17 protein-coding genes and 1 tRNA gene are annotated in these 18,638 nt (G+C 70.9%); 8 read left to right on the forward strand and 10 right to left on the reverse strand.

Going from position 1 to position 18,638, the window contains the following annotated elements; translation table 11 throughout:
- Nucleotides 1-355 precede the first annotated feature (355 nt).
- On the forward strand, nucleotides 356-1,270 hold the full coding sequence (locus IE275_RS21215; RefSeq protein WP_189712912.1) for a bifunctional DNA primase/polymerase: 915 nt from the start codon (nucleotides 356-358) through the stop codon (nucleotides 1,268-1,270).
- Here IE275_RS21215 and IE275_RS21220 read toward each other — a convergent pair.
- The 5 genes from IE275_RS21220 to IE275_RS21240 form a co-directional block, all read right to left on the reverse strand.
- On the reverse strand, nucleotides 1,260-1,916 hold the full coding sequence (locus IE275_RS21220; RefSeq protein WP_189712913.1) for a hypothetical protein: 657 nt from the start codon (nucleotides 1,914-1,916) through the stop codon (nucleotides 1,260-1,262). The genes IE275_RS21215 and IE275_RS21220 overlap by 11 nt on opposite strands.
- 418 nt (nucleotides 1,917-2,334) lie before the next feature.
- The gene (locus IE275_RS21225; RefSeq protein ID WP_189712914.1) at nucleotides 2,335-3,513 is read right to left on the reverse strand and encodes a tyrosine-type recombinase/integrase; all 1,179 of its coding nucleotides are present in this window, start codon (nucleotides 3,511-3,513) and stop codon (nucleotides 2,335-2,337) included.
- The gene (locus tag IE275_RS21230) at nucleotides 3,513-3,728 is read right to left on the reverse strand and encodes an excisionase family DNA-binding protein (protein ID WP_189712915.1); all 216 of its coding nucleotides are present in this window, start codon (nucleotides 3,726-3,728) and stop codon (nucleotides 3,513-3,515) included. The genes IE275_RS21225 and IE275_RS21230 overlap by 1 nt, the downstream gene beginning before the upstream one ends.
- Nucleotides 3,725-5,104 (reverse strand): replication initiator protein RepSA, encoded by a 1,380-nt coding sequence (repSA, locus tag IE275_RS21235; RefSeq protein WP_189712916.1) that lies wholly within the window; start codon nucleotides 5,102-5,104, stop codon nucleotides 3,725-3,727. Before repSA ends, IE275_RS21230 begins: the two co-directional genes overlap by 4 nt.
- A 47-nt stretch (nucleotides 5,105-5,151) precedes the next feature.
- A complete protein-coding gene (locus IE275_RS21240) occupies nucleotides 5,152-5,427 on the reverse strand; it encodes a hypothetical protein (protein WP_189712917.1) in 276 nt (91 codons plus the stop codon).
- Between the two features lie 239 nt (nucleotides 5,428-5,666).
- Here IE275_RS21240 and IE275_RS21245 point away from each other — a divergent pair, with 239 nt between their 5' ends.
- Entirely contained in the window at nucleotides 5,667-6,401 is a 735-nt protein-coding gene (locus IE275_RS21245) for a GntR family transcriptional regulator (protein ID WP_189712918.1), read from the forward strand.
- Between the two features lie 466 nt (nucleotides 6,402-6,867).
- Here IE275_RS21245 and IE275_RS21250 read toward each other — a convergent pair whose 3' ends face one another.
- Nucleotides 6,868-7,446, reverse strand: a complete 579-nt coding sequence (locus IE275_RS21250) for a hypothetical protein (protein ID WP_189712919.1) — start codon at nucleotides 7,444-7,446, stop codon at nucleotides 6,868-6,870.
- A 466-nt stretch (nucleotides 7,447-7,912) separates the two neighbouring features.
- On the opposite strand from IE275_RS21250, the gene IE275_RS21255 reads away from it, so the two are divergent.
- A complete protein-coding gene (locus IE275_RS21255; protein WP_189712920.1) occupies nucleotides 7,913-8,110 on the forward strand; it encodes a hypothetical protein in 198 nt (65 codons plus the stop codon).
- Nucleotides 8,111-8,226: 116 nt separating this feature from the next.
- Here IE275_RS21255 and IE275_RS21260 read toward each other — a convergent pair.
- Both IE275_RS21260 and IE275_RS21265 read right to left on the reverse strand, forming a co-directional pair.
- Nucleotides 8,227-8,311 (reverse strand) — tRNA-Ser (locus IE275_RS21260).
- Nucleotides 8,312-8,375: 64 nt separating this feature from the next.
- On the reverse strand, nucleotides 8,376-10,028 hold the full coding sequence (locus tag IE275_RS21265) for a S1C family serine protease (protein ID WP_189712921.1): 1,653 nt from the start codon (nucleotides 10,026-10,028) through the stop codon (nucleotides 8,376-8,378).
- 259 nt (nucleotides 10,029-10,287) lie between these two features.
- Between IE275_RS21265 and IE275_RS21270 the strand changes: the two genes are divergently transcribed.
- From IE275_RS21270 to IE275_RS21280, 3 genes are all read left to right on the forward strand, one after another.
- Nucleotides 10,288-11,124: a glycerophosphodiester phosphodiesterase gene (locus IE275_RS21270; protein WP_189712922.1), complete on the forward strand. Its 837-nt coding sequence runs from the start codon at nucleotides 10,288-10,290 to the stop codon at nucleotides 11,122-11,124.
- A gap of 271 nt (nucleotides 11,125-11,395) precedes the next feature.
- Nucleotides 11,396-12,034, forward strand: coding sequence for an ATP-binding protein (locus IE275_RS21275; RefSeq protein ID WP_189712923.1), 639 nt, complete (start codon nucleotides 11,396-11,398; stop codon nucleotides 12,032-12,034).
- Nucleotides 12,035-12,309: 275 nt separating this feature from the next.
- Nucleotides 12,310-13,275, forward strand: a complete 966-nt coding sequence (locus tag IE275_RS21280) for a DUF5926 family protein (protein WP_189712924.1) — start codon at nucleotides 12,310-12,312, stop codon at nucleotides 13,273-13,275.
- A gap of 316 nt (nucleotides 13,276-13,591) precedes the next feature.
- Here IE275_RS21280 and IE275_RS21285 read toward each other — a convergent pair whose 3' ends face one another.
- Entirely contained in the window at nucleotides 13,592-14,251 is a 660-nt protein-coding gene (locus IE275_RS21285; RefSeq protein ID WP_189712925.1) for a hypothetical protein, read from the reverse strand.
- Nucleotides 14,252-14,306: 55 nt separating this feature from the next.
- The gene (locus IE275_RS21290) at nucleotides 14,307-14,972 is read right to left on the reverse strand and encodes a bifunctional DNA primase/polymerase (protein ID WP_189712926.1); all 666 of its coding nucleotides are present in this window, start codon (nucleotides 14,970-14,972) and stop codon (nucleotides 14,307-14,309) included.
- A gap of 515 nt (nucleotides 14,973-15,487) precedes the next feature.
- Here IE275_RS21290 and IE275_RS21295 point away from each other — a divergent pair.
- Together IE275_RS21295 and IE275_RS21300 are read left to right on the forward strand one after the other, a co-directional pair.
- Complete coding sequence (locus IE275_RS21295; protein ID WP_189712927.1) at nucleotides 15,488-17,005, forward strand: PP2C family protein-serine/threonine phosphatase; 1,518 nt, start codon at nucleotides 15,488-15,490, stop codon at nucleotides 17,003-17,005.
- Between the two features lie 89 nt (nucleotides 17,006-17,094).
- The gene (locus IE275_RS21300; protein ID WP_189712928.1) at nucleotides 17,095-18,561 is read left to right on the forward strand and encodes an aminopeptidase P family protein; all 1,467 of its coding nucleotides are present in this window, start codon (nucleotides 17,095-17,097) and stop codon (nucleotides 18,559-18,561) included.
- Nucleotides 18,562-18,638 lie beyond the last annotated feature (77 nt).

Below are 18,638 nucleotides of genomic sequence, written 5' to 3' on the forward strand. Positions count from 1 at the left end.
CTCCAGAACCATGCATGTACGGAGCTTGAAATACGGCTTTCACCAGGGCAGTTGGCCGACCGTCCCGGCGCTGTGACGACGTCGCGAGACCAGAGTTGCCCACCGCGTCCCCGGCGAACCACACCGGAAGCCGTGATTAGCACGCAAGCGTGATGACAAGTCGATAAACCCCTAGCACCACTTTTCCTACCCGTCTGCCCCTAACCCCCGGCAAGTCGGACACTCACCCCTCAAGCCCCACAACAGGTGAAGCGTTCCCGCAGATTTCCGGCCAACCACGGGAGCCTCGGCGCGTCGCGGGCGGGCCGGGGCAGGCCCTCTTCCCTTCCTCGAACACCAGTACGAAAATGGGGCCATGGCCACCACAGACCGGCCCCCCGCCCCGGGTCCCGCCCGGTACCCCCGGCAGGCCACCCGACTGGCCCTCGCCCACGCCCTGTCCGCCGCCGAACGCGGCCTGGCCGTCATCCCCCTGTCCCGCACCAAACTCCCGGCCCTGCGCTCCCCCCACCGCGACCAGCGGGACGGCCCGCGCTGCCACGGCGAGTGCGGCCGCCCCGGCCATGGCGTGTACGACGCCTCGACCGACCCCGCCCGCATCCGCGCACTCTTCGACGCCGCCCCCTGGGCCACCGGCTACGGCATCGCCTGCGGCCTGCCCCCGCACCATCTGATCGGCATCGACCTCGACACCAAGACCGGCACCGACTCCACCACCGCCCTGCGCGAACTGGCCCTGAACCACCTCTTCACGATCCCGCCGACGATCGTCGTCATCACCCCCTCCGGCGGCCGCCACCTCTGGCTCACCGGCCCGCCGGACGTCGTCGTCCCCAACTCCGCCGGCCGCCTCGCCCCCGGCATCGACATCCGCGGCGCGGGCGGCTACCTGGTCGGCCCCGGCTCCCGCACGGACCTGGGCCGCTACACCACCGCCCCCGGCACGGACCACCTGGCTCCGGCCCCCTGCCCCCGCTCCCTGCTGCGCCTGCTGCTCCCGCCACCGCCGCGCACCCGGAACCCGGCGGCGGGCGCCGCGTCGGCGACCGGGGCGCACGGCCGCGGGCTGGTCCAGTTCGTCCTCGCGGCGCACGCGGGCCAGCGCAACACCCGCCTGTTCTGGGCCGCCTGCCGGGCCTACGAGGACGGCATCGGCGAAGCCCTCACCGACGCCCTCGTCCAGGCCGCCGTCCACACCGGCCTCACCGACCGCGAGGCCCGCTCCACGGTGGCCTCCGCGGCCCGCATGAGCCGCCGCCCTACGGAGTGAAGACCTGCTCCAGCCGGTGGATCGCCCCGTCCGCACCGACGGTGTACCGGAACACCAGCCCGGAATCGGGATGGGCGTCCACCCAGTCGATCAGCTCCTGCACCCCGATCCGCTGGTTCTCCGTGCTCTCGACGATCGGCGTGACGGCCGTGACATAGGCGGCCTGATCCATCGCCCACCGGCTGTCCTCCCCCGTGACGACGAAGGGCGCCCCGTCCGTGTCCTTCCCCGGACACCCCCAGACACCGTGCTGGACGACGAGGTTCACCTTCCCCGTACTGCCGTCCAGCTCCTCGACCCGGAACAGCGCGATCTCGTCGGGATCGACCTCTTCGGGGGTGGGAGGTTCGTCGCTGCACGCACCGGCGGAGGCACCGGCGGAGGCACCGGCAGCGGGAGTGGCCGCGGCGGCCGGGTCGGCGGGAGCGGCGGAGGCACCGGCGGCCGGCGTTCCCGCCGGGGAGGCGGAGGCGGCCGGAGCCTTGGACGCGGCCGACGGCGAGGCCACGGCGGCGGCCCCCGCGCCCGCCGTCCTGTCCGCCCCTGCCTCGCTCCCGTCCCCCTGGCACCCGGTGAGAGCGGCCGCCAGCGTGACACCCGCGAGCGCGACGACCACGGGTCTGAGCCGCTGGACCTTGACCTTCATCTGGGACATCCCCCCTGTTCACGGGCCGCCCTCTCCGGCCGCCCACGGAGCGGGACCGTAACAACGCCCCCCACCCGCCCGACACCCCAGCAAGCCCTTACGTCACACAGCCGGGACAAAGCCGTCACGGGGCGGAGACCGGCGTGGCGGCCCTGCGGCCGCCGGCCCGACCGCCTTGGCGACGGCGTCCTTCAGCACCGGCGCCGTCACCCCGCCCCCACGGGAGCCCGCCGTTCCGGCTCACCCGCGGGTGGGCCGGAGGCGTCCCCACCGGGAACGCAGCACGGCCCCCGACCATTTCGCCTGGTCGGGGGCCGTGCATCTGCGGTGGGTGTGGGATTTGAACCCACGGTGACTCGCGCCACGACGGTTTTCAAGATCTCTCGGTGGTAGGGATGGTGAGCCGCTCCACCGCAGGTCAGGTGGGTACGAGGACCCCGGCAGCGCCGTCGTCATCGTCATCGTGCCCGCTACGTGCCCCAGGCTCGTGATCGTGCCCGCTGAGCCAAGAGTCGGCCGCTTCGGCCACCTGGTCGTCGCGACCGGCGACCGGCCGGGCGTAGTGCCGGGTCGTGACGCTCGCGTTCGAATGGCCAAGGCGATGAGCGGCGGTCATCACGCCGTACCGGTCGGCCACCCAGGTGCCGTGCGAGGCCCGGAGGTCATGCGGAGTGACGTCGGTCAGCCCAGCCGCAGCCACGGCCGGGTCGAAGTACGCCTTGCGCCACTGGTTGTAGCGCAACGGCTTCCCAGCTGGCGTGGTGAACAGGAGCGTGTCATACCCGCCGGGCAGAGTCTCCAAGTGCCGGCCGAGCCGCTGCGCCAGCGACGGGCCGACGCGAAGGAGCCGCTTCTGATGGGACTTCGGGGTGTCGAAGACCAAGGTGCCGTTGGCTTCGGCAAGGTTCTCGTCGACCAGGACGAAGCCGCCGGACACGTCGATGTCCCCACGCCGGAGGGCGAACGCCTCACCGACTCGCAGACCCGCGTACGCGAGAAGAGCGATCAGCAGGCCGTGAGGCTCGGCGGCACTCTGTACGACCCGTGAGGCTTCGAGCGGGGTGAGGATGTGCGGCTCGGTCTGTGGCATCCGAGGCAGCTTCACGCCCCGGCATGGTGTCTGCGGGATCATGTCGTTGTCGACGGCGGCCCGCATGATCTGCGACAGGACGCGGTACGCCTGCCGGATCCTGGAAGCGCTGAGCCCCTTGGTCTTCATCCCTCCCACCCACTCGACAACCGTGATCGGCCGGAGGCTGGACAGCTCGCGGTCCCCCAGGGCGGGTTCGATCAGCGAGTTGATCAGGGACCGGTACGACGCCTGTGTCTTGTGCTTGAGCTGCGGGGAGACGGCTGCGAGCCACCGGGCCGCCCAGTCGCGTACGGTCGTCTGCCCCTCGGCGGGGTCGAGCCAGTGCCCTTCCTCGATCTCGATGCGCTTCCGGGCAAGCCACCGGTCGGCGTCCGTCGTGGTGGCGAACGTCCGGTCGGCCGGGCGGAGCACTCCATCGGGCCCGGGGTATCGAGCTTGGAAGCGGCCTGAGGGGAGCCTGCGGATCCGGCCGAAGGCACGGCGGGACTTGCGCTTGCCAGCCATCAGGCCGCCCTCCTGAGCGCGTTGGGCCGAAGGGTGATCGGCTGCACAGTGTTCTCGGCCACGTACGCCTCAAGAGCCCATTCCGGGATCCGCACGTGTCGGCCGACCTTCACGAAGGTGATGCGACGTTCTTCAACAAGCCGACGGGGGAACCTCACGCCGGTACCGAGCCGATCGGCGACCTCCTGCACGCTCAACAGCCGATCCACACTCACCGCTCCCCCTCAGCTTCAAGATCAAGATCAGATATGTCGGCCAGGGCTTCACGGGCCGTCTCTCGGTTCAGTCGGATCTCCTTTGCGATCGATGCGGCGAGCCAGGATTCGCCGGGGCTATGGCCGTGCCCGGCGTAGGACCAGTGGGCGAGCACGAGCGTGGAGCCCTCCGAGTCGTCCAGGTCTTCGGACAGCCCTCGCTCCCGACGCTCCTGGCGGGCGCGGAAGGCGGCGCGGACCTGGCGACGTTCCGCGAAGGTCGAGGAGTAGCGGCGGGACTTGGTGAGGAAGTGCCCGCGGAAGCCGAGCATGTGAGCCCAGGCCCAGAGCTTGCGGTCCGGGTAGCGCTGGTCAAGGGCATGACAGGCTCGAATCAGGCGCCGAGTGTGGTCGGGCAGGTCCGGCCGCTTGTCGAGTTCGGAGAGCTCCCCGACGCGGCGGTCGACCGTGCCGGTGGACTCGGCGGCCTTGGTCGCGTACTTCGCGACGTACGCGGCCACGGCCTGTTCGTTCAGCTCCTGGCCGTCGGTGCCGATGGCCTGTACGTCGACCTGGGCACCCCAGCGCAGGACTCGCGCCGGGAGGTCATCGGCAGGCGCTACCGGGACGGAGACACGGGCAGCGGCATCACGGATCGCATCCCCGAGCAGTGCCGTACTGGCCCACTCGGGCGGGGAGTCGTCGGGACCGGCCGGACCGTCCAGTCGGACGATGGCGTGGAAGTGGATCGCCCCGCGCTTCTGAAACTCGGCGACCTTGCCGAAGGAAATCCGGCAGACCTCCCGCAGCGTGGCCTGAGTGATGCCAGCGCGAGCGGCGATCTCCCGGCGGAGGTAGATCGTGAAGCGTCGCCAGAGGTCCCCGGCGTGGTTGTTCCAGAGAACGGCCCCGGCGTAGTCGTACGTGTCAGCGTCGAGCGCCGTGCCGAGTTCGGCGGCGTCCTCGGAGTGGGCGACACCGCAGCGGCAGCGACCGTTCTCGGGACGGTTGTGGACCGGCCCGAAGGAGGGCGCGGTCAGCGTGGCGAACACGCCGGGGTGGATGCGTACTCCGTCGGGGATACCCATGCGCGGGTCACCGGTGAGTCCGGCGCGTATGAGGTGGTAGGCGTCGCCCGCGTACGTCCAGGCGCAGGAGGGGCAGCGGGAGGCCCGCCGGTTGCCACAGGCGACCCGCAGACGTCCGCCCGGCTCCTCGGCCGTGGAGTACGAGTAGAGGACGTCCCCGGTCCGTGCGTCGCGGGTGACCGTCGTACCGGACAGGTGGATCGGGTCCGAGCATCCACCCGTACGGCGTACCTGATCACGCCACCGGTCGAACCCGGGAGCCGAGGCGACCCGCAGCAGATCAGCCAGGGTCACTGGGTCGGTGCCCATGGAGGCCGCAGCACCGGCCACGGCCTCAGGGGCGACGGGGAACACCGTCACTCGACCACCCCCGGAGCGTCGATGATCTCGACCTCCAGGACCTTCGCGCCGCCGCAGTCGGGGCAGTAGAGCTGGAATCCGGTGGTGTCGTAGCCGCTGCCCGCGCAGGCCGGGCATTCCAGCCACTCGGTCGTGCCGAAGGCCGTGCGGCAGGCCTTCGCGTCCTGGCAGCGCGTCTTGCCGCACACCGCGCAGCTACGGGCCGTACGGCGAATGATCCTCGGCGCTAAGACCCCGGTCGGCCGACCGGCGTGGATCAGCGAGACAGGCATGATGGAGGCTCCCTTGGAAGAGGGGTGGGGCGGCGCATCTGCTTGGCGGTAGGGGCGCCGCCCTTCTTCAGGGAGTGTTCACCTCCCTAGGGAGATTGAAACCAAACCTCCCTAGGGATGTCAACGGAACCTGCGGAGGGACGTGGGTTCGGGAAGTGATCGGGTACGCGTTCGTGCGTCCGGAAGGGGGTGCCGGGTAGGCTGACCACCCTAGGGAGCATCGACGAGTGGAGAGAGACATGCCCGAGACTGCGCGGCAGATCGCCGACGATCTCCGGGCGCGGATCGAGTCCGGGGAGCTGGTGCCGGGCGATCGGTTGCCCGGTGAACCCTCACTGGTGAAGACGTACGGCGTCGCCAAGATGACCGCCAACCAGGCCTTGAAGATCCTCGTGAGCGAGGGCCTGGCGGTCGCGCGACCCGGATCCGGGACCTATGTCCGGGAGTTCAGGCCGATCCGACGGGTCGCGAACGACCGCCTCTCCAAGTCCCGCCGCGAGGCCGGTCAGTCCATCTGGTCTGCCGACGTGGCCCAGCGCCCCCTGGTCACCGACGTCCAGGTCTATGAGGCCGAAGCCCCGCGCCAGATCGGGCGGTTGCTGAACCTCGAGCCCGGGGCAGCCGTCATCGTGCGGAGCCGGAAGTTCGTCGTCGAGGACCGTCCGGTGCAAATCGCAACGTCGTACCTCCCCGCGGATCTGGTCCGAGACACAGCGATCGCCCAGCCGAACACGGGGCCGGGAGGCAGCTACGCCCGCCTGGCCGAGCTGGGCGCGGAACCCGTGCTCTTCTCCGAGGAGCTTCGGGCGCGGATGCCCAGCGAGGAGGAGCGCACGGCCCTGGCCCTCGCGGCCGGCACTCCGGTCCTGGAGATCTGCCGCACCGCTTTCACCGAGGACGAGCGCCCCGTGGAGGTCAACCAGATGCTCCTGGACGCCGGTTCGTACGTCCTGGAGTACCGCCTGAGCAGCTGAGCTGTTACAGGAATCTCTACCTCATCAAGCCCCGGCTGCGCTCCGCTCCGCCGGGCGCGCTTCCCGGCTCTGGCTGCGCCCGCGCTCCTGCCTTCGGCCCGCTCGGCGCTGCCGCCGCCGACGCGCGCCCACATGTGGATAGGGCCGGAAGCCATGAGTCGATCACCGCAAGCACGGCCCACGGTCAAGACGGATGCCTCCGGCGGGGGATCGGCCGGCACCGGGATGGAGGTGGCGCCGTTCGCGACCGCGGGTGCGTAGTGGCGTGCGCGGGGTGCTCCCATCCCGTCCACCATCGCCCCAGGCAGAGCCGAGCAGACGCGGCCCATGGCGTCCAGGTCGTTCGTACAGTGGCGCGCTCCACCTGGACGCCATGAACCACGCCCGCTCCACAGTGTGTGGGTCGACGGCGGACGGGATGGGAGCTGGGGTAGTGGTGGGTTGAGGTAGGGGTGCCCGTGAGGGGTCAGTACGCCAGATCAAGAATGCTCTGCGCTGCGAGCCCGGCGGCGACGCAGAAGAGACCAAGCACCTGCTCGTGCAAGCCACGGATCGTCTTCCGTTTTGCTTCCTCATCGAGAGTAGTGAGGCGAGCTTGGAGATCGTTAGCGATTTCCTGATCCTCCTGCTGGCGCGCCTTCGTCTCCTGCCCCAAGTGGTGCTGCACGTCTTGAGCCAGCTTGAACGCACGGTTCAAGCGGTCTTCAACCGCAGCCTTGAAGGCATCGGGGTCCCGGGCAGGGTCAGGCAGCGGCCCGAACTGGACGATGCCCCGAGCGCTTCCGGCGAAGCCAACTTCCATGGCGGTACCAAGGCGACCAGTGACCACCCTCGGTCGCGGGCGCCCAAAGAGGCGGCGTGAGAGGCGCTTGACGCCAGACCACAGCTGTCGCGCCACCCCAAGCTCAGTCACCATCACCCGAGTGAAGAAGCGATCGCCCGCGTTTGACGAGTCCTTGAACGTGTTCGACAGTCCAACTGCTGCCGAGAGCAGACCGAGAACCTGAAGCACGATGCTGGAGATCTTGAAGGCAGTTTCGAGCACCTGCCCATCCTCTGCCTCGGTCGATGATCAGACGCGTAGATCACGAAAACTCACGTACCGCGCACCAATCTCCGAACGTCAGCGGATCGGGCACCGGCACGGTCCGTGACTTGACTCGGTCACCGAGATGCAGCCGGCCTCGCAGGACAGACGCAGCCGCGTTATCGCACCTCAAGAGATGTCCGTATTCCCGCATCGAGAGGCCCATCTAGCCTGGCCAGGCGGATTGAGCGCCGCCTGCGACCCACGTAACCCAGCGTCACGGCCCGGCCAACACAAAGTGACGCTCGCCACAACTCCCCACAGTTGCAGGTAAATCGGTGTCTGAATAGCCGAGATGGAATTTGCGAACTCCCGGTTTTGGGCCACTATGAGCCACATCCACACAGCAAAAACCCGCCCTCGCCGAACAGGTTCCTAGGCGTGCACGGCAGGGGCGGGTTCCGAACCTCATGGAGGCCCAGGTATGAGTGTGTCCCCTACCTCGCGGGATCTGTCAAACCACGAGACAAGGTCATGGCTGATCATCGTGATTGTTCTCGTCGTGATCGCGTGGCCACTGATGGGTACGGTCGCGGCTACTTACACCGACGCCGTTGCTCTGGCGTCCTTGCTGATCACAGTCGGCGGTACCGCCGCGAAGAACAGCAACCGCCACAACTGACCGTGCCCTTCCCGTGCCCGATCCATCGGGAACTAGCGGGGAACAGCGGTCGGTGACGGACAACGCGCATAGCAGCGGCCCCTGACCGAGTTACCTGGTCAGGGGCCGTTCACCTGCGGTGGGTGTGGGATTTGAACCCACGGTGACTCGCGCCACGACGGTTTTCAAGACCGTTCCCTTAGGCCGCTCGGGCAACCCACCCCGCGCCGCTGATCACATGCGGCGCGGGGACAAGAGTAACGGGTGGGCGCGGGCCCGTGTGGGGTTAGCTGTCGCCGGTGCGGGAGCCGAGGGTGAGGTCGACGGTGTGGGTCTTGCCGTCGCGCTCGTAGGTGATCGTGACCTTGTCGCCGGGCTGGTGGGTCCAGATCTCGCCGATGAGGGTGGGGCCGCTGTCGATCACCGTGTCGTCGAGCTTGGTGATGACGTCACCGGGCTTGAGGCCGGCCTTGGCCGCCGGGCCGCCCGACTCGACGGCGTCGGCGCCGCCCGCGCCCTGGTCGGTGATCTTCGCGCCGCCCGTGGACTCGTCCAGGGAGACGGAGGCGCCGATCTTGGCGTACACCGCCTCGCCCGTCTTGATCAGCTCCTGGGCGACGTACTTGGCCTGGTTGATCGGGATGGCGAAGCCGAGGCCGATCGAGCCGGACTGGGTGGCGCCGCCGAGACCGCCGCTGCCCGTGGACTGGATCGCGGAGTTGATGCCGATGACGTTGCCCTGGGCGTCCAGGAGCGGGCCGCCGGAGTTGCCCGGGTTGATGGAGGCGTCCGTCTGGAGGGCGCTCATGTACGAGGAGCTGCTGCCGGAGCCGTCGGAGGAGGCGACCGGGCGGTTCTTCGCGCTGATGATGCCGGTGGTGACCGTGTTGGAGAGGCCGAAGGGGGCGCCGATCGCGATCGTGGAGTCGCCGACGGCCACCTCGTCGGAGTCGCCGAGGGTCAGGGGCTTCAGGTTCGACGGGGCGTTCTTGAGCTTGATGACCGCCACGTCGTAGCCCTGGGCGTGGCCGACGACCTCGGCGTCGTACTTCTTGCCGTCCGGGAAGGTCGCCGTCACCTTGCCGCCGTCGACGGCGTCGGCCACGACGTGGTTGTTGGTGACGATGTGGCCCTGGGTGTCGAAGACGAAGCCGGTTCCGGTGCCGCCCTCGCCGTTGCTGGACTCGGCCTCGATGGTGACCGTGCTGGGCAGCGCCTTGGCGGCGACGCCCGCGATGGTGCCCGGGTCGCGCTTGACGGTGCCGCCGCTGGTGGAGGAGGACACGGTGGTGGAGCCGGTGTCGTCGTTCTTGGCGAGGGTGTAGCCGATGCCGCCGCCCAGGCCTCCGGCGACCAGCGCGGCGACGAGGAGCGCGGCGACGAGCCCGCCGCGGCCACGGCCGGACTTGGGCGCGGGCTGCTGGTAGGAGGCGCCCCAGACGGGTCCGGCACCGGACCCGGCGCCGCCGTCACCCGGGCCGCCCGCGCCGTACGCGTGCGTGCCCGGCACACCGGCGTCCGCGAAGGCGGGCGTGGCCGGGGCGCCGGCTTCGGCGTAGGCGGGTGTGGCCGGGGCGCCGGCTTCGGCGTAGGCGGGTGTGGCGGGGGCGCCGACCTCGGCGTAGGCGGGCGTGGCGGGCGGCTGGGTGGACCAGCCGGCGTCGCCGGCGGCCGGGGCGGTCCGAGGGGCGGCCGGAGCCGTCGGCGGCGGCCAGTCGGCCCCCGCGGCGGGTGCCGCGGGAACGACGGGCGGCGGCCAGTCGCCCTCGGGAGCCAGACCCGGGCCGGCCGGTGTCGTCGGGAGCGGGGTCGTGGGGGCGCCCGCGTCGGGTGCGGGCGCCTGGTGGGCGGCCGAGGGAGTCTCCACCGGCACGGGGGGTGCGGACGGGGCCGGGGGTACCGGAGTGCCCTCGTTGGTGCCCTCGTTCTCGGTGCTCACAGCTCTTCTCCTCGATCCACGGCTGTTGTCATCGGTCGCACTGGGTCACGGCCGTTCACGCTTGTCGTCGACCCGGCGCGCTGGCAGCTGTGCGTATGTTTTCGTACGTCACAGCTTTTCCCACGGGCCGTCAGAGCACCATAAGCGGTGCCTGTGGGTCCTTGGCCATTCTTTACATGGGTCATTCGACGCAATACGTACGCTTCACCGAAACATCTCAGGGGCTTCTCAGACAGCCGGCGGGTGGCACCATGACGCGGTGACCCACGCACGCCCGCACCGCATCCAAGTCGTCGCCCACCGTGGAGCCTCGGACGAGGCCCCCGAGCACACCCTGGCCGCGTACCGGAAGGCCATCGAGGACGGCGCCGACGCCCTCGAATGCGACGTCCGGCTGACCGCGGACGGTCATCTCGTCTGTGTGCACGACCGCCGCGTCAACCGTACGTCCAACGGCCGCGGGGCGGTCTCCGCCCTGGAGTTGGCCGATCTCGCCGCGCTCGACTTCGGCTCCTGGAAGAACCGGGAGGCCCGCGAGGCCTGGCGGGGACGCGACGAGGAGCCGGACTGGGAGTTCCGCCCCGAGGACCGCGAGAACACCTCCGTACTGACCCTGGAGCGGCTGCTGGAGCTGGTCTCCGACGCGGGGCGCCGGGTGGAGCTGGCCATCGAGACCAAGCACCCGACGCGCTGGGCCGGGCAGGTGGAGGAGCGGCTGCTGGTGCTGCTGAAGCGGTTCGGGCTGGACGCGCCGGCCTCGGCGGCCGAGTCGCCGGTGCGGATCATGAGCTTCTCCGCGCGTTCGCTGCACCGCGTGCGTGCCGTCGCGCCGACGCTGCCGACGGTCTATCTGGTGCAGTTCGTCTCACCGCGGCTGCGGGACGGGCGGCTGCCGGCCGGGGTGCGGATCGCGGGCCCGTCGGTCCGGATCGTGCGCAACCACCCGGGATACGTCGAGCGCCTGAAGCGGGCCGGGCACCAGGTGCACGTGTGGACCGTGAACGAGCCCGAGGACGTCGACCTCTGTGTCGAGCTGGGCATCGACGCGATCATCACCAACCGCCCGCGCGCGGTGCTGCGGCAACTGGGCCGGTGACACGCCTCACACCGATCCGACAGCCCCTCGTCCGCCGCCCGGCACCTCGCGCGATTCCTCTCCAGCCGTCTCCATCCCTCCCCAGCCCTCTCACCGCTCCACCGCTCAGCCCCAGTCACCCCATAGGTCACGCATGCCTCACACATACCTCACGCCCCCTTGACCCCACGCCAACCCTCCCCCATCCTCCAAATCGGCCACACCGACGAAATTCAGCCAAGCGCTCACAGGGAGTGCTCCGGCGTGTTCGGTCCGTATTCGCTCGTTGCGAGTGCGTCACCGGACCTGGATTGGCCGGTTTCCGGTACAGGCCAATGGGGCATCCACACCGTGGCGTGGGGCGAAGGAGGTCTCGGGGGTGGCGTTGGTGGTGGCACAGGAGGTGCCCACGTCTTCGAGCATGGCCGTACCCCATGGCCCTGCGGGCGTGGGCAGGGCAAGGCATCGTATGCGCGATCAACTGCGCACGGGTGGGGTGCCGGAAGCGGTCATCGACGATGCCGTACTGATTCTTTCCGAGCTTCTGAGCAACGCGTGCAAACACGGCCGCCCCTTGGGCAACGCCCTGGCCGGCGACGGTGACGTACGGGCCGCGTGGCGGGTGGATCCCGGCGGCCGGCTGGTCGTCGAGGTGACCGACGGCGGCGGACCCACCCGACCGGCTCCGGCCACCCCCTCCGTCACCGCGCACGGCGGCCGCGGGCTGAACATCATCACCGCGCTCTCCGACGACTGGGGCGTGCGCGACGACGCCCGCGGCGAGGTCACGGTGTGGGTCCTGGTCCACGCCGACGTCCACGACCCGGACGCCGGCTGCCGCCGCGACGACTTCGCCTCCCGGGTCGCGGCCCCGGCGGTGTCGTCGATCCCGGGCCTGGACTTCGCGGACGCGTTCGACGACTTGGACTAGGACCCGCAACAGCCCCTCGGGAACGACCGTCCTCGACGATCGCCGGGGACGCCCGTCGAGGACGATCGTCGGACCCGACCGGTGGGAACGACCCGTCAGGAACAACCGTCGGAAACGACCCGTCAGAACGGCTCGCACGACACGTCGACCGGTCCGCCGAAGAACCGGCTCCCGACGTCCACGACCCGTACGTTGTCCACAGGTTCCCGTGGCTCCGCGTGCGAACGGCTAGGCTCCCGCCCGTACCAGACGAGCCGTACCCGGGAGACACCCAGATGGCCAAGAAGCGACCCCAGACGAAGGCCGGCCGGCCCCAGCGCAGCGACGGGGAGATCCCGGTCGTCGGCGCCCGGGAGCCCTGCCCGTGCGGCAGTGGCCGCCGCTACAAGGCCTGCCACGGCCGGGCCGCCGCGCACGCCGTGACCGAGCTGGTGCAGCGCCCCTTCGAGGGGGTGCCGGGCGAGTGCGACTGGGTGGCCCTGCGCGAGCTGGTGCCGGCCGCCACGGTCGAGCTGAAGCTGAAGGGCGGCCTGCCGGAGGGCGTCCCGTCGGTCACGCTCGCCACCGTCCTGCCGATGGCCTGGCCCGCGCTGCGCCGCGACGACGGCTCGGTGCTGCTCGGCCTCCAGAACGACACGCCGTCCGGTGACATCAGCCGCGACCTGGCCGACACCCTCCAGCGGGCCCTCGAGGCGGCGCCGGGCACCCCGGTGCAGGCCCGCCGCGCGCCGGCCGACGGCCCCCGGATGCAGGACCTGCTGGACGCCGAAGGCGCGTTCGAGCCAGTTGTGCACACCGGCTTCGAGTTCTGGGTGCCGGACCCGGAGAACGCCGCTCCGGACGTGGCCGCCTCCCTGGAGCGGGCCAACGCGGCGGCGATCCCGACCGTGAAGCTGACCGGTGTGGACGCCGCGTACTGGTGCGAGACCCCGGACAAGAACCACCTGCGCTGGGTCATGCCGCACCCGGAGGAGCAGCTTCTGGACGCGCTCGCGCGGCTGCACGCGGCGGGCCGTTCCAGCCTCGGCGAGGGCACGCGTCTGGTGGGCTCGTTCCGGGCGCACGGTCTGACCGTGCCGGTCTGGGACCTGCCCAGCGGGGTGTCGGCGGAGGACGTGGAGAAGCCCGCCGCCGAGTTCGGCGAGCGTCTCGCGGCCGCCCTGGCCTCGGACGCGCCGCTCACCGCCGACGAGCGCCGGGCCCGTGGCGGGCTCACCAACCGGCAGGTGACGCTCAGCTGAGGCACAGCGGGGAGACAGGGTCCGGCTGACCGGTCGGTCAGCCGCCCGGCCTCTTCGGAGCCTCTCGGGAGACGTGACTCCGCTCACAACTCCCGGCTGTGCAAGGTGAGTCGGCGCCGAATCCGCCGACCGGCGGGTGTCCGAAAGCCCGATGAAAACAAGAGATCGAATTTGCTTGGAGCCGATCTCTTGTTACCGTTCCAATAGCCCGGTTGCTGGTGCATCCCCCGTCGCCAGCAACCGGGTCTTTCCATGCCCGGCTGACCTGGCCCGTTCGTCGCCGGATGCCAACTCCCGCTGTCTGCCCGGGAGTTGCTCAGGAGTTGCTCCCGGAACGCAGCAGCAGCTGCCCCTCGCCCGTCGCACCGGCGAACTCCACGACCGCCGCGTAGGCGTCCAGTACGCCCCGGGTCCGCTCACGGGGCGTCTCGCAGGCGGAGGGCTCGTCCTCGGCGCCCACCGCGCACCGCATCTGCACCGTGCGCCCTTCGGGCCCCATGAGGCTCAGTACGGCGTTCAGGGCGTGGCCGGTGGCGTTGCGGTAGTAGGTGCGCGCCCAGGTGTCCGCACCCTGCGTGAGGACACAGGTCTGGGCCTCGACGCCGTCGGGGGAGGTGAGTTCGGGGCCGCAGCGGGTGGCGGTGGCCAGCCCGAGGCCGAGCAGCAGCGGAGAGCCGGAGGGTTCGGCGGGGGGCGCTTTCGGATCCGTACGGCCGCCGGCGACATCGGGATGCCCCGCACCCCCGAGGACGCCGGCGTCCCGCAGCCGAGATCCCCCGGCCGCGGAGTCGGCCGAACCCGCCGCGGACCGTACGGCCGATCGCACGGCGGCCCGCCCTTCGTTCCCCGCGGAAGCCACGGAACCCTCAGACCCCACCGAACCCGCAGACCCCACGGAACCCGCGGACGCCATGGCCAGAGGCAAGGCCAGCGCGCAGGCCACCGCGCCGCCGAGGGCAACGAGACGAAGGTTCATAGCCGGAAGATAAGGGGCGGACCCGGTCGTGCCGTCCGGTGCGCGCCCGACACCCCTACAACTCGGGGGCGCTCACACCCGTACGAGTGAGGGCGTCGACCACGGCGTCCACCACGGCCTCGACATCGGGCACCCAGGGGGACGCGGAGCCGGGGAGCGGGGCGCGCTCCCAGCGGATGTCGCCGTGGCCGGTCTCGGACGGGGGCAGGGTGACATAGCCGCCCTCGCCGTGGAAACGCAGGGAACCGGGGACGAAGTCCTGGGCGTACAGCAGCTCGCCCAGCTGCTCCATGGAATACGGCCGTACGAGGATCGCCCAGCGGGTGGGCGAGGCGACGACCGGGCCGAGGCGGATGCCCTTGCGGTCCAGCGCCACGAGCGCGCGGGACGCCGCGAGGGCGGGGAGGCTGACCGCGCAGGGGGCCTGGCCGCCGGTGGCCAGGACGATCGGCGCGTTCGGCCGGTTGCCCCACCACCAGCGCACCATGCGCGCGTCGGTGGTGGCGGCGAGAAGACCGGGGTCGAAGGGGTGCGCGCCGGGCACCGTGCACTCCGGGTCGGGGCAGCCGCAGCGGGACATGCTCCGCTGGTCCGCCGTCACGCCCGGGAGGACGGGCCACTGCCATTCCGTCGCGAAGGTCAGGGCCGAGTCGATCAACTCAGGCCCCGCGTCGCTGCGCTGGGACAGGAGCCTGCGTCGCTTTCCGAGGATCTCGCGCATGAGCGCTCGTTCCTTTCCGTTGCACCGCTGGCAACACCGTGGGCCACATCACACCATGTGTCGATCACTTCACTGTGCGTACCTTTTGGCGCATCACACCCCTGTCCTCGACAGGGGGATCCCCTAGGGGCCGGGAGAATGCTGCTTCCGCGGCCACCGAGTCCGACTTGCGTCCATCTACATCATGGGCATGGCGCGGGGTGGCGAAGTCTGGCGTTTTGCCGTCGCGTGTATTTCTCTCCGCCTCCGCCACGGGAGGATGGGGCACGGTCGTCGGTGGCTAAGACGCCCGGGTCGGTCACCAGGTTCCGGGTGGCTCCCGACGACCCCTGGTCCTTACCGAGTACGTACCCATCACGACCGCTGTGACGCTCTGTGGAGCAAGGCCAGTCGACCGCAAACACCCGTTACCCGAGTCAGTTTTAAGCCAACTTTGCTATTTCGCAAGGGCTCCGGAAGGGGCATGCCCCATTCCCCCCAAAGGCCCCGTGGACACCAGCAATCCCAGCAGGACAATGCTGGACATCCCCTTACGAGTGCGTGTACATGTGGAGACACTGCTAGCGGCGCAGATTGACATGGGGGTTTGCGATGCTTTTGAGCAATACGCTCCGGTCCGAGAGCCGGGTGCCATGAACGCCCCTCACCCTCCGAAAGTGGCTGGAATCGATTCGACGGTTCCCTCGCCCGCACACACTGTCGCGCCCGCGCCCGCGTCCTCGGGCACACCACCGGTCCCCGCGGCCTCCTCCGACGCGGGAGCGCTCCTCCAGGACCGGCTCGCCGGCTGGGTCTCGGACCTCACGACCCTCCACGAACTCACCGAGCGCCTGACCCGCACGGACGCACTGTCCGACGCACTCCAGGAGCTGCTGCACGCCGGAGCCGCCCTCGTGGGCGCCCGGCGCGGTCTCGTCGTCCTGGAGCCGGCCGACGGACTCGGCCCCGACACCACGATCGGCCTGGGCCTGGGCCGCGCCGACCTGGGCCACATCGAGACGGTGCCGCGCAGCGCCCTGTCCTACGGGCGGATCCTCGACGGGCTGCCCGGCGGCGAGGACGGGATCGCCGAGCCCGACCTGCTGGCCGAGGACGGCCTGGACCCCCGCCACCGCGAGGTCGCCGCCCGTCTCGGCTACGCCGCGAGCTACGCGCTGCCGCTCGTCGCCGACGGCACGAAGGGCCGCCTGGGCGCGGCCGTCTGGCTGTACGACGAGCCCGCCGAGCCGGCCGAGCGCCAGCGCCACCTGGTGGGCCTGTACGTCCGCCACGCCGCCGAGCACCTCGCGAGACTGCTGGAGGTCGAGCGGACCCGCGCCGCCATGGCGACGATGGCCGAGGAACTGCTGCCGTCCCGGCTGCCGAGGGTGCCCGGCGTCCAGCTCGCGGCCCTGCACCGTACCGGCCCGCGCGGGGGCGGCGACTGGTACGACGCGCTGCCGCTGCCGGACGCGGCCCTGGGCCTCGCCGTCGGGTCGGTCACCGGATCCGGGCCGAGCGCCGTCGCCGCGATGGGCCGGCTGCGCGCCTCGCTGCGCGCGTACGCCGTGATGGAGGGCGAGGACCCGGTCGCCGTCCTGTCCGACCTGGAGCTGCTGCTGCGGCTGACCGAGCCCGCCCGCTCCGCGACCGCGCTGTTCGCCTACTGCGAGCCCGCCCTGCGCAAGATCACCCTGGCCGGTGCCGGGCACTGCCCGCCGCTGCTGGTCGGCGAGCGGCGCACCGAGTTCGTCGAGACGTCCGTCTCCGCGCCGCTCGGCATGCTGGCCTGCTGGGAGGCGCCGAGCGTCGAGCTGGAGGCCGAACCGGGCGAGACGGTTCTGCTCTACAGCGACGGGCTGCTGCACCGCACCGGCGACCCCGTGGACCGCGCCTTCGCCCGGCTGCACGCGGCCGCCGCGGGGGTGCCGCGGGCGCTGCGGCAGGATCCCGGCGCGATCGCCGAGCATGTGCTGCGCACGGTCCTGCCGGACGGGCCCGCCGACCAGGACAGCGAGGAGGACGTGGTGCTGCTGGCGGCCCGCTTCGAGTGAGGAAGCGGTAAGAGGTCCTCCGGCCCTGGGCCCCCTTCCGTGCGACCGTACGATGGAGGGGGTCCAGTGCCGTATCAAGGAGGAAGACCGTGGCCGACGAGCTCACCCCGGAGACCCCGGAAGAGGCCGAAGAGCCGATCAAGCAGCGCAAGAACGGCCTGTACCCGGGCGTGTCCGACGAGCTGGCCGAGAACATGAAGTCCGGCTGGGCCGACACGGAACTGCGGGACCTGGAGCCGATCGCCCAGGCCGCCGAGACCGCCGCCCGCCGGGCCGCGCTCTCCGCGCGCTTCCCGGGCGAGCGCCTGGTGATCCCCGCGGGCAACCTGAAGACGCGCTCGAACGACACCGAGTACGCCTTCCGTGCCTCGGTCGAGTACGCCTACCTCACCGGCGGCCGGCCCGATGAGAGCGCAGACGGCGTCCTCGTGCTGGAGCCCACGGACGCGGGCCACGACGCGACGATCTACCTGCTGCCGCGCTCCGACCGTGAGAACGGCGAGTTCTGGCTCTCCGGCCAGGGCGAGCTGTGGGTCGGCCGCCGCCACTCCCTCACCGAGGCCGAGAAGCTGTACGGCCTGCCCGCCTCCGACGTGCGCAAGCTCGCCGAGACCCTGCGCGAGGCCACCGGCCCGGTCCGGGTCGTGCGCGGCTACGACGCCGGCATCGAGGCCGCCCTGACCGACAAGGTCACCGCCGAGCGCGACGAAGAGCTGCGCTGCTTCCTCTCCGAGGCCCGTCTGGTCAAGGACGACTTCGAGGTCGGCGAGCTCCAGAAGGCCGTCGACTCCACGGTGCGCGGCTTCGAGGACGTCGTCCGCGTGCTCGACAAGGCGCAGGCCACCTCCGAGCGCTACATCGAGGGAACGTTCTTCCTGCGCGCGCGGGTCGAGGGCAACGACATCGGCTACGGCACCATCGCCGCCGCCGGCTCGCACGCCTGCACGCTGCACTGGGTGCGCAACGACGGCCCGGTCCGCGCCGGCGACCTGCTCCTGCTGGACGCGGGCGTCGAGACGCACACGTACTACACCGCCGACGTCACCCGCACCCTGCCGGTCGACGGCCGGTTCACGGAGATCCAGAAGAAGATCTACGACGCGGTGTACGACGCCCAGGAGGCCGGTATCGCGGCCGTGCAGCCGGGCGGCAAGTACCGCGACTTCCACGACGCCGCGCAGCGCGTGCTGGCCGAGCGGCTCGTCGAGTGGGGCCTGGTCGAGGGTCCGGTGGAGCGGGTGCTGGAGCTGGGCCTCCAGCGCCGCTGGACGCTGCACGGCACCGGTCACATGCTCGGCATGGACGTCCACGACTGCGCCGCCGCGCGCGTGGAGTCGTACGTCGACGGCACGCTGGAGCCGGGCATGGTGCTCACCGTCGAGCCCGGGCTGTACTTCCAGGCCGACGACCTGACCGTGCCCGAGGAGTACCGGGGCATCGGCGTCCGGATCGAGGACGACCTGCTCGTCACGGCGGACGGAAACCGGAACCTCTCGGACGGGCTGCCGCGCCGGTCCGACGAGGTCGAGGCGTGGATGGCCTCGCTCAAGGCCTGACGTGACGGCGAAGGGCCGGGCACCCACCGGTGCCCGGCCCTTCGGCATGCCGCCCTCCGGTGGGACTCCAGTCGTCC

Origin of the sequence: Streptomyces phaeofaciens, assembly GCF_014648915.1 — a bacterium.
Lineage (GTDB): Bacteria > Actinomycetota > Actinomycetes > Streptomycetales > Streptomycetaceae > Streptomyces > Streptomyces phaeofaciens.

Bases quoted from the DNA above. Each gene is read 5' to 3' on its own strand.
- IE275_RS21290 (WP_189712926.1), bottom strand. From the start codon at position 14,972: ATGCGCGAGATCCTCGGAAAGCGACGCAGGCTCCTGTCCCAGCGCAGC.
- IE275_RS21215 (WP_189712912.1), top strand. From the start codon at position 356: ATGGCCACCACAGACCGGCCCCCCGCCCCGGGTCCCGCCCGGTACCCC.
- IE275_RS21285 (WP_189712925.1), bottom strand. From the start codon at position 14,251: ATGAACCTTCGTCTCGTTGCCCTCGGCGGCGCGGTGGCCTGCGCGCTG.
- repSA (WP_189712916.1), bottom strand. From the start codon at position 5,104: ATGGGCACCGACCCAGTGACCCTGGCTGATCTGCTGCGGGTCGCCTCG.
- IE275_RS21220 (WP_189712913.1), bottom strand. From the start codon at position 1,916: ATGAAGGTCAAGGTCCAGCGGCTCAGACCCGTGGTCGTCGCGCTCGCG.
- IE275_RS21245 (WP_189712918.1), top strand. From the start codon at position 5,667: ATGCCCGAGACTGCGCGGCAGATCGCCGACGATCTCCGGGCGCGGATC.
- IE275_RS21225 (WP_189712914.1), bottom strand. From the start codon at position 3,513: ATGGCTGGCAAGCGCAAGTCCCGCCGTGCCTTCGGCCGGATCCGCAGG.
- IE275_RS21295 (WP_189712927.1), top strand. From the start codon at position 15,488: ATGCTGGACATCCCCTTACGAGTGCGTGTACATGTGGAGACACTGCTA.
- IE275_RS21240 (WP_189712917.1), bottom strand. From the start codon at position 5,427: ATGCCTGTCTCGCTGATCCACGCCGGTCGGCCGACCGGGGTCTTAGCG.
- IE275_RS21280 (WP_189712924.1), top strand. From the start codon at position 12,310: ATGGCCAAGAAGCGACCCCAGACGAAGGCCGGCCGGCCCCAGCGCAGC.
- IE275_RS21255 (WP_189712920.1), top strand. From the start codon at position 7,913: ATGAGTGTGTCCCCTACCTCGCGGGATCTGTCAAACCACGAGACAAGG.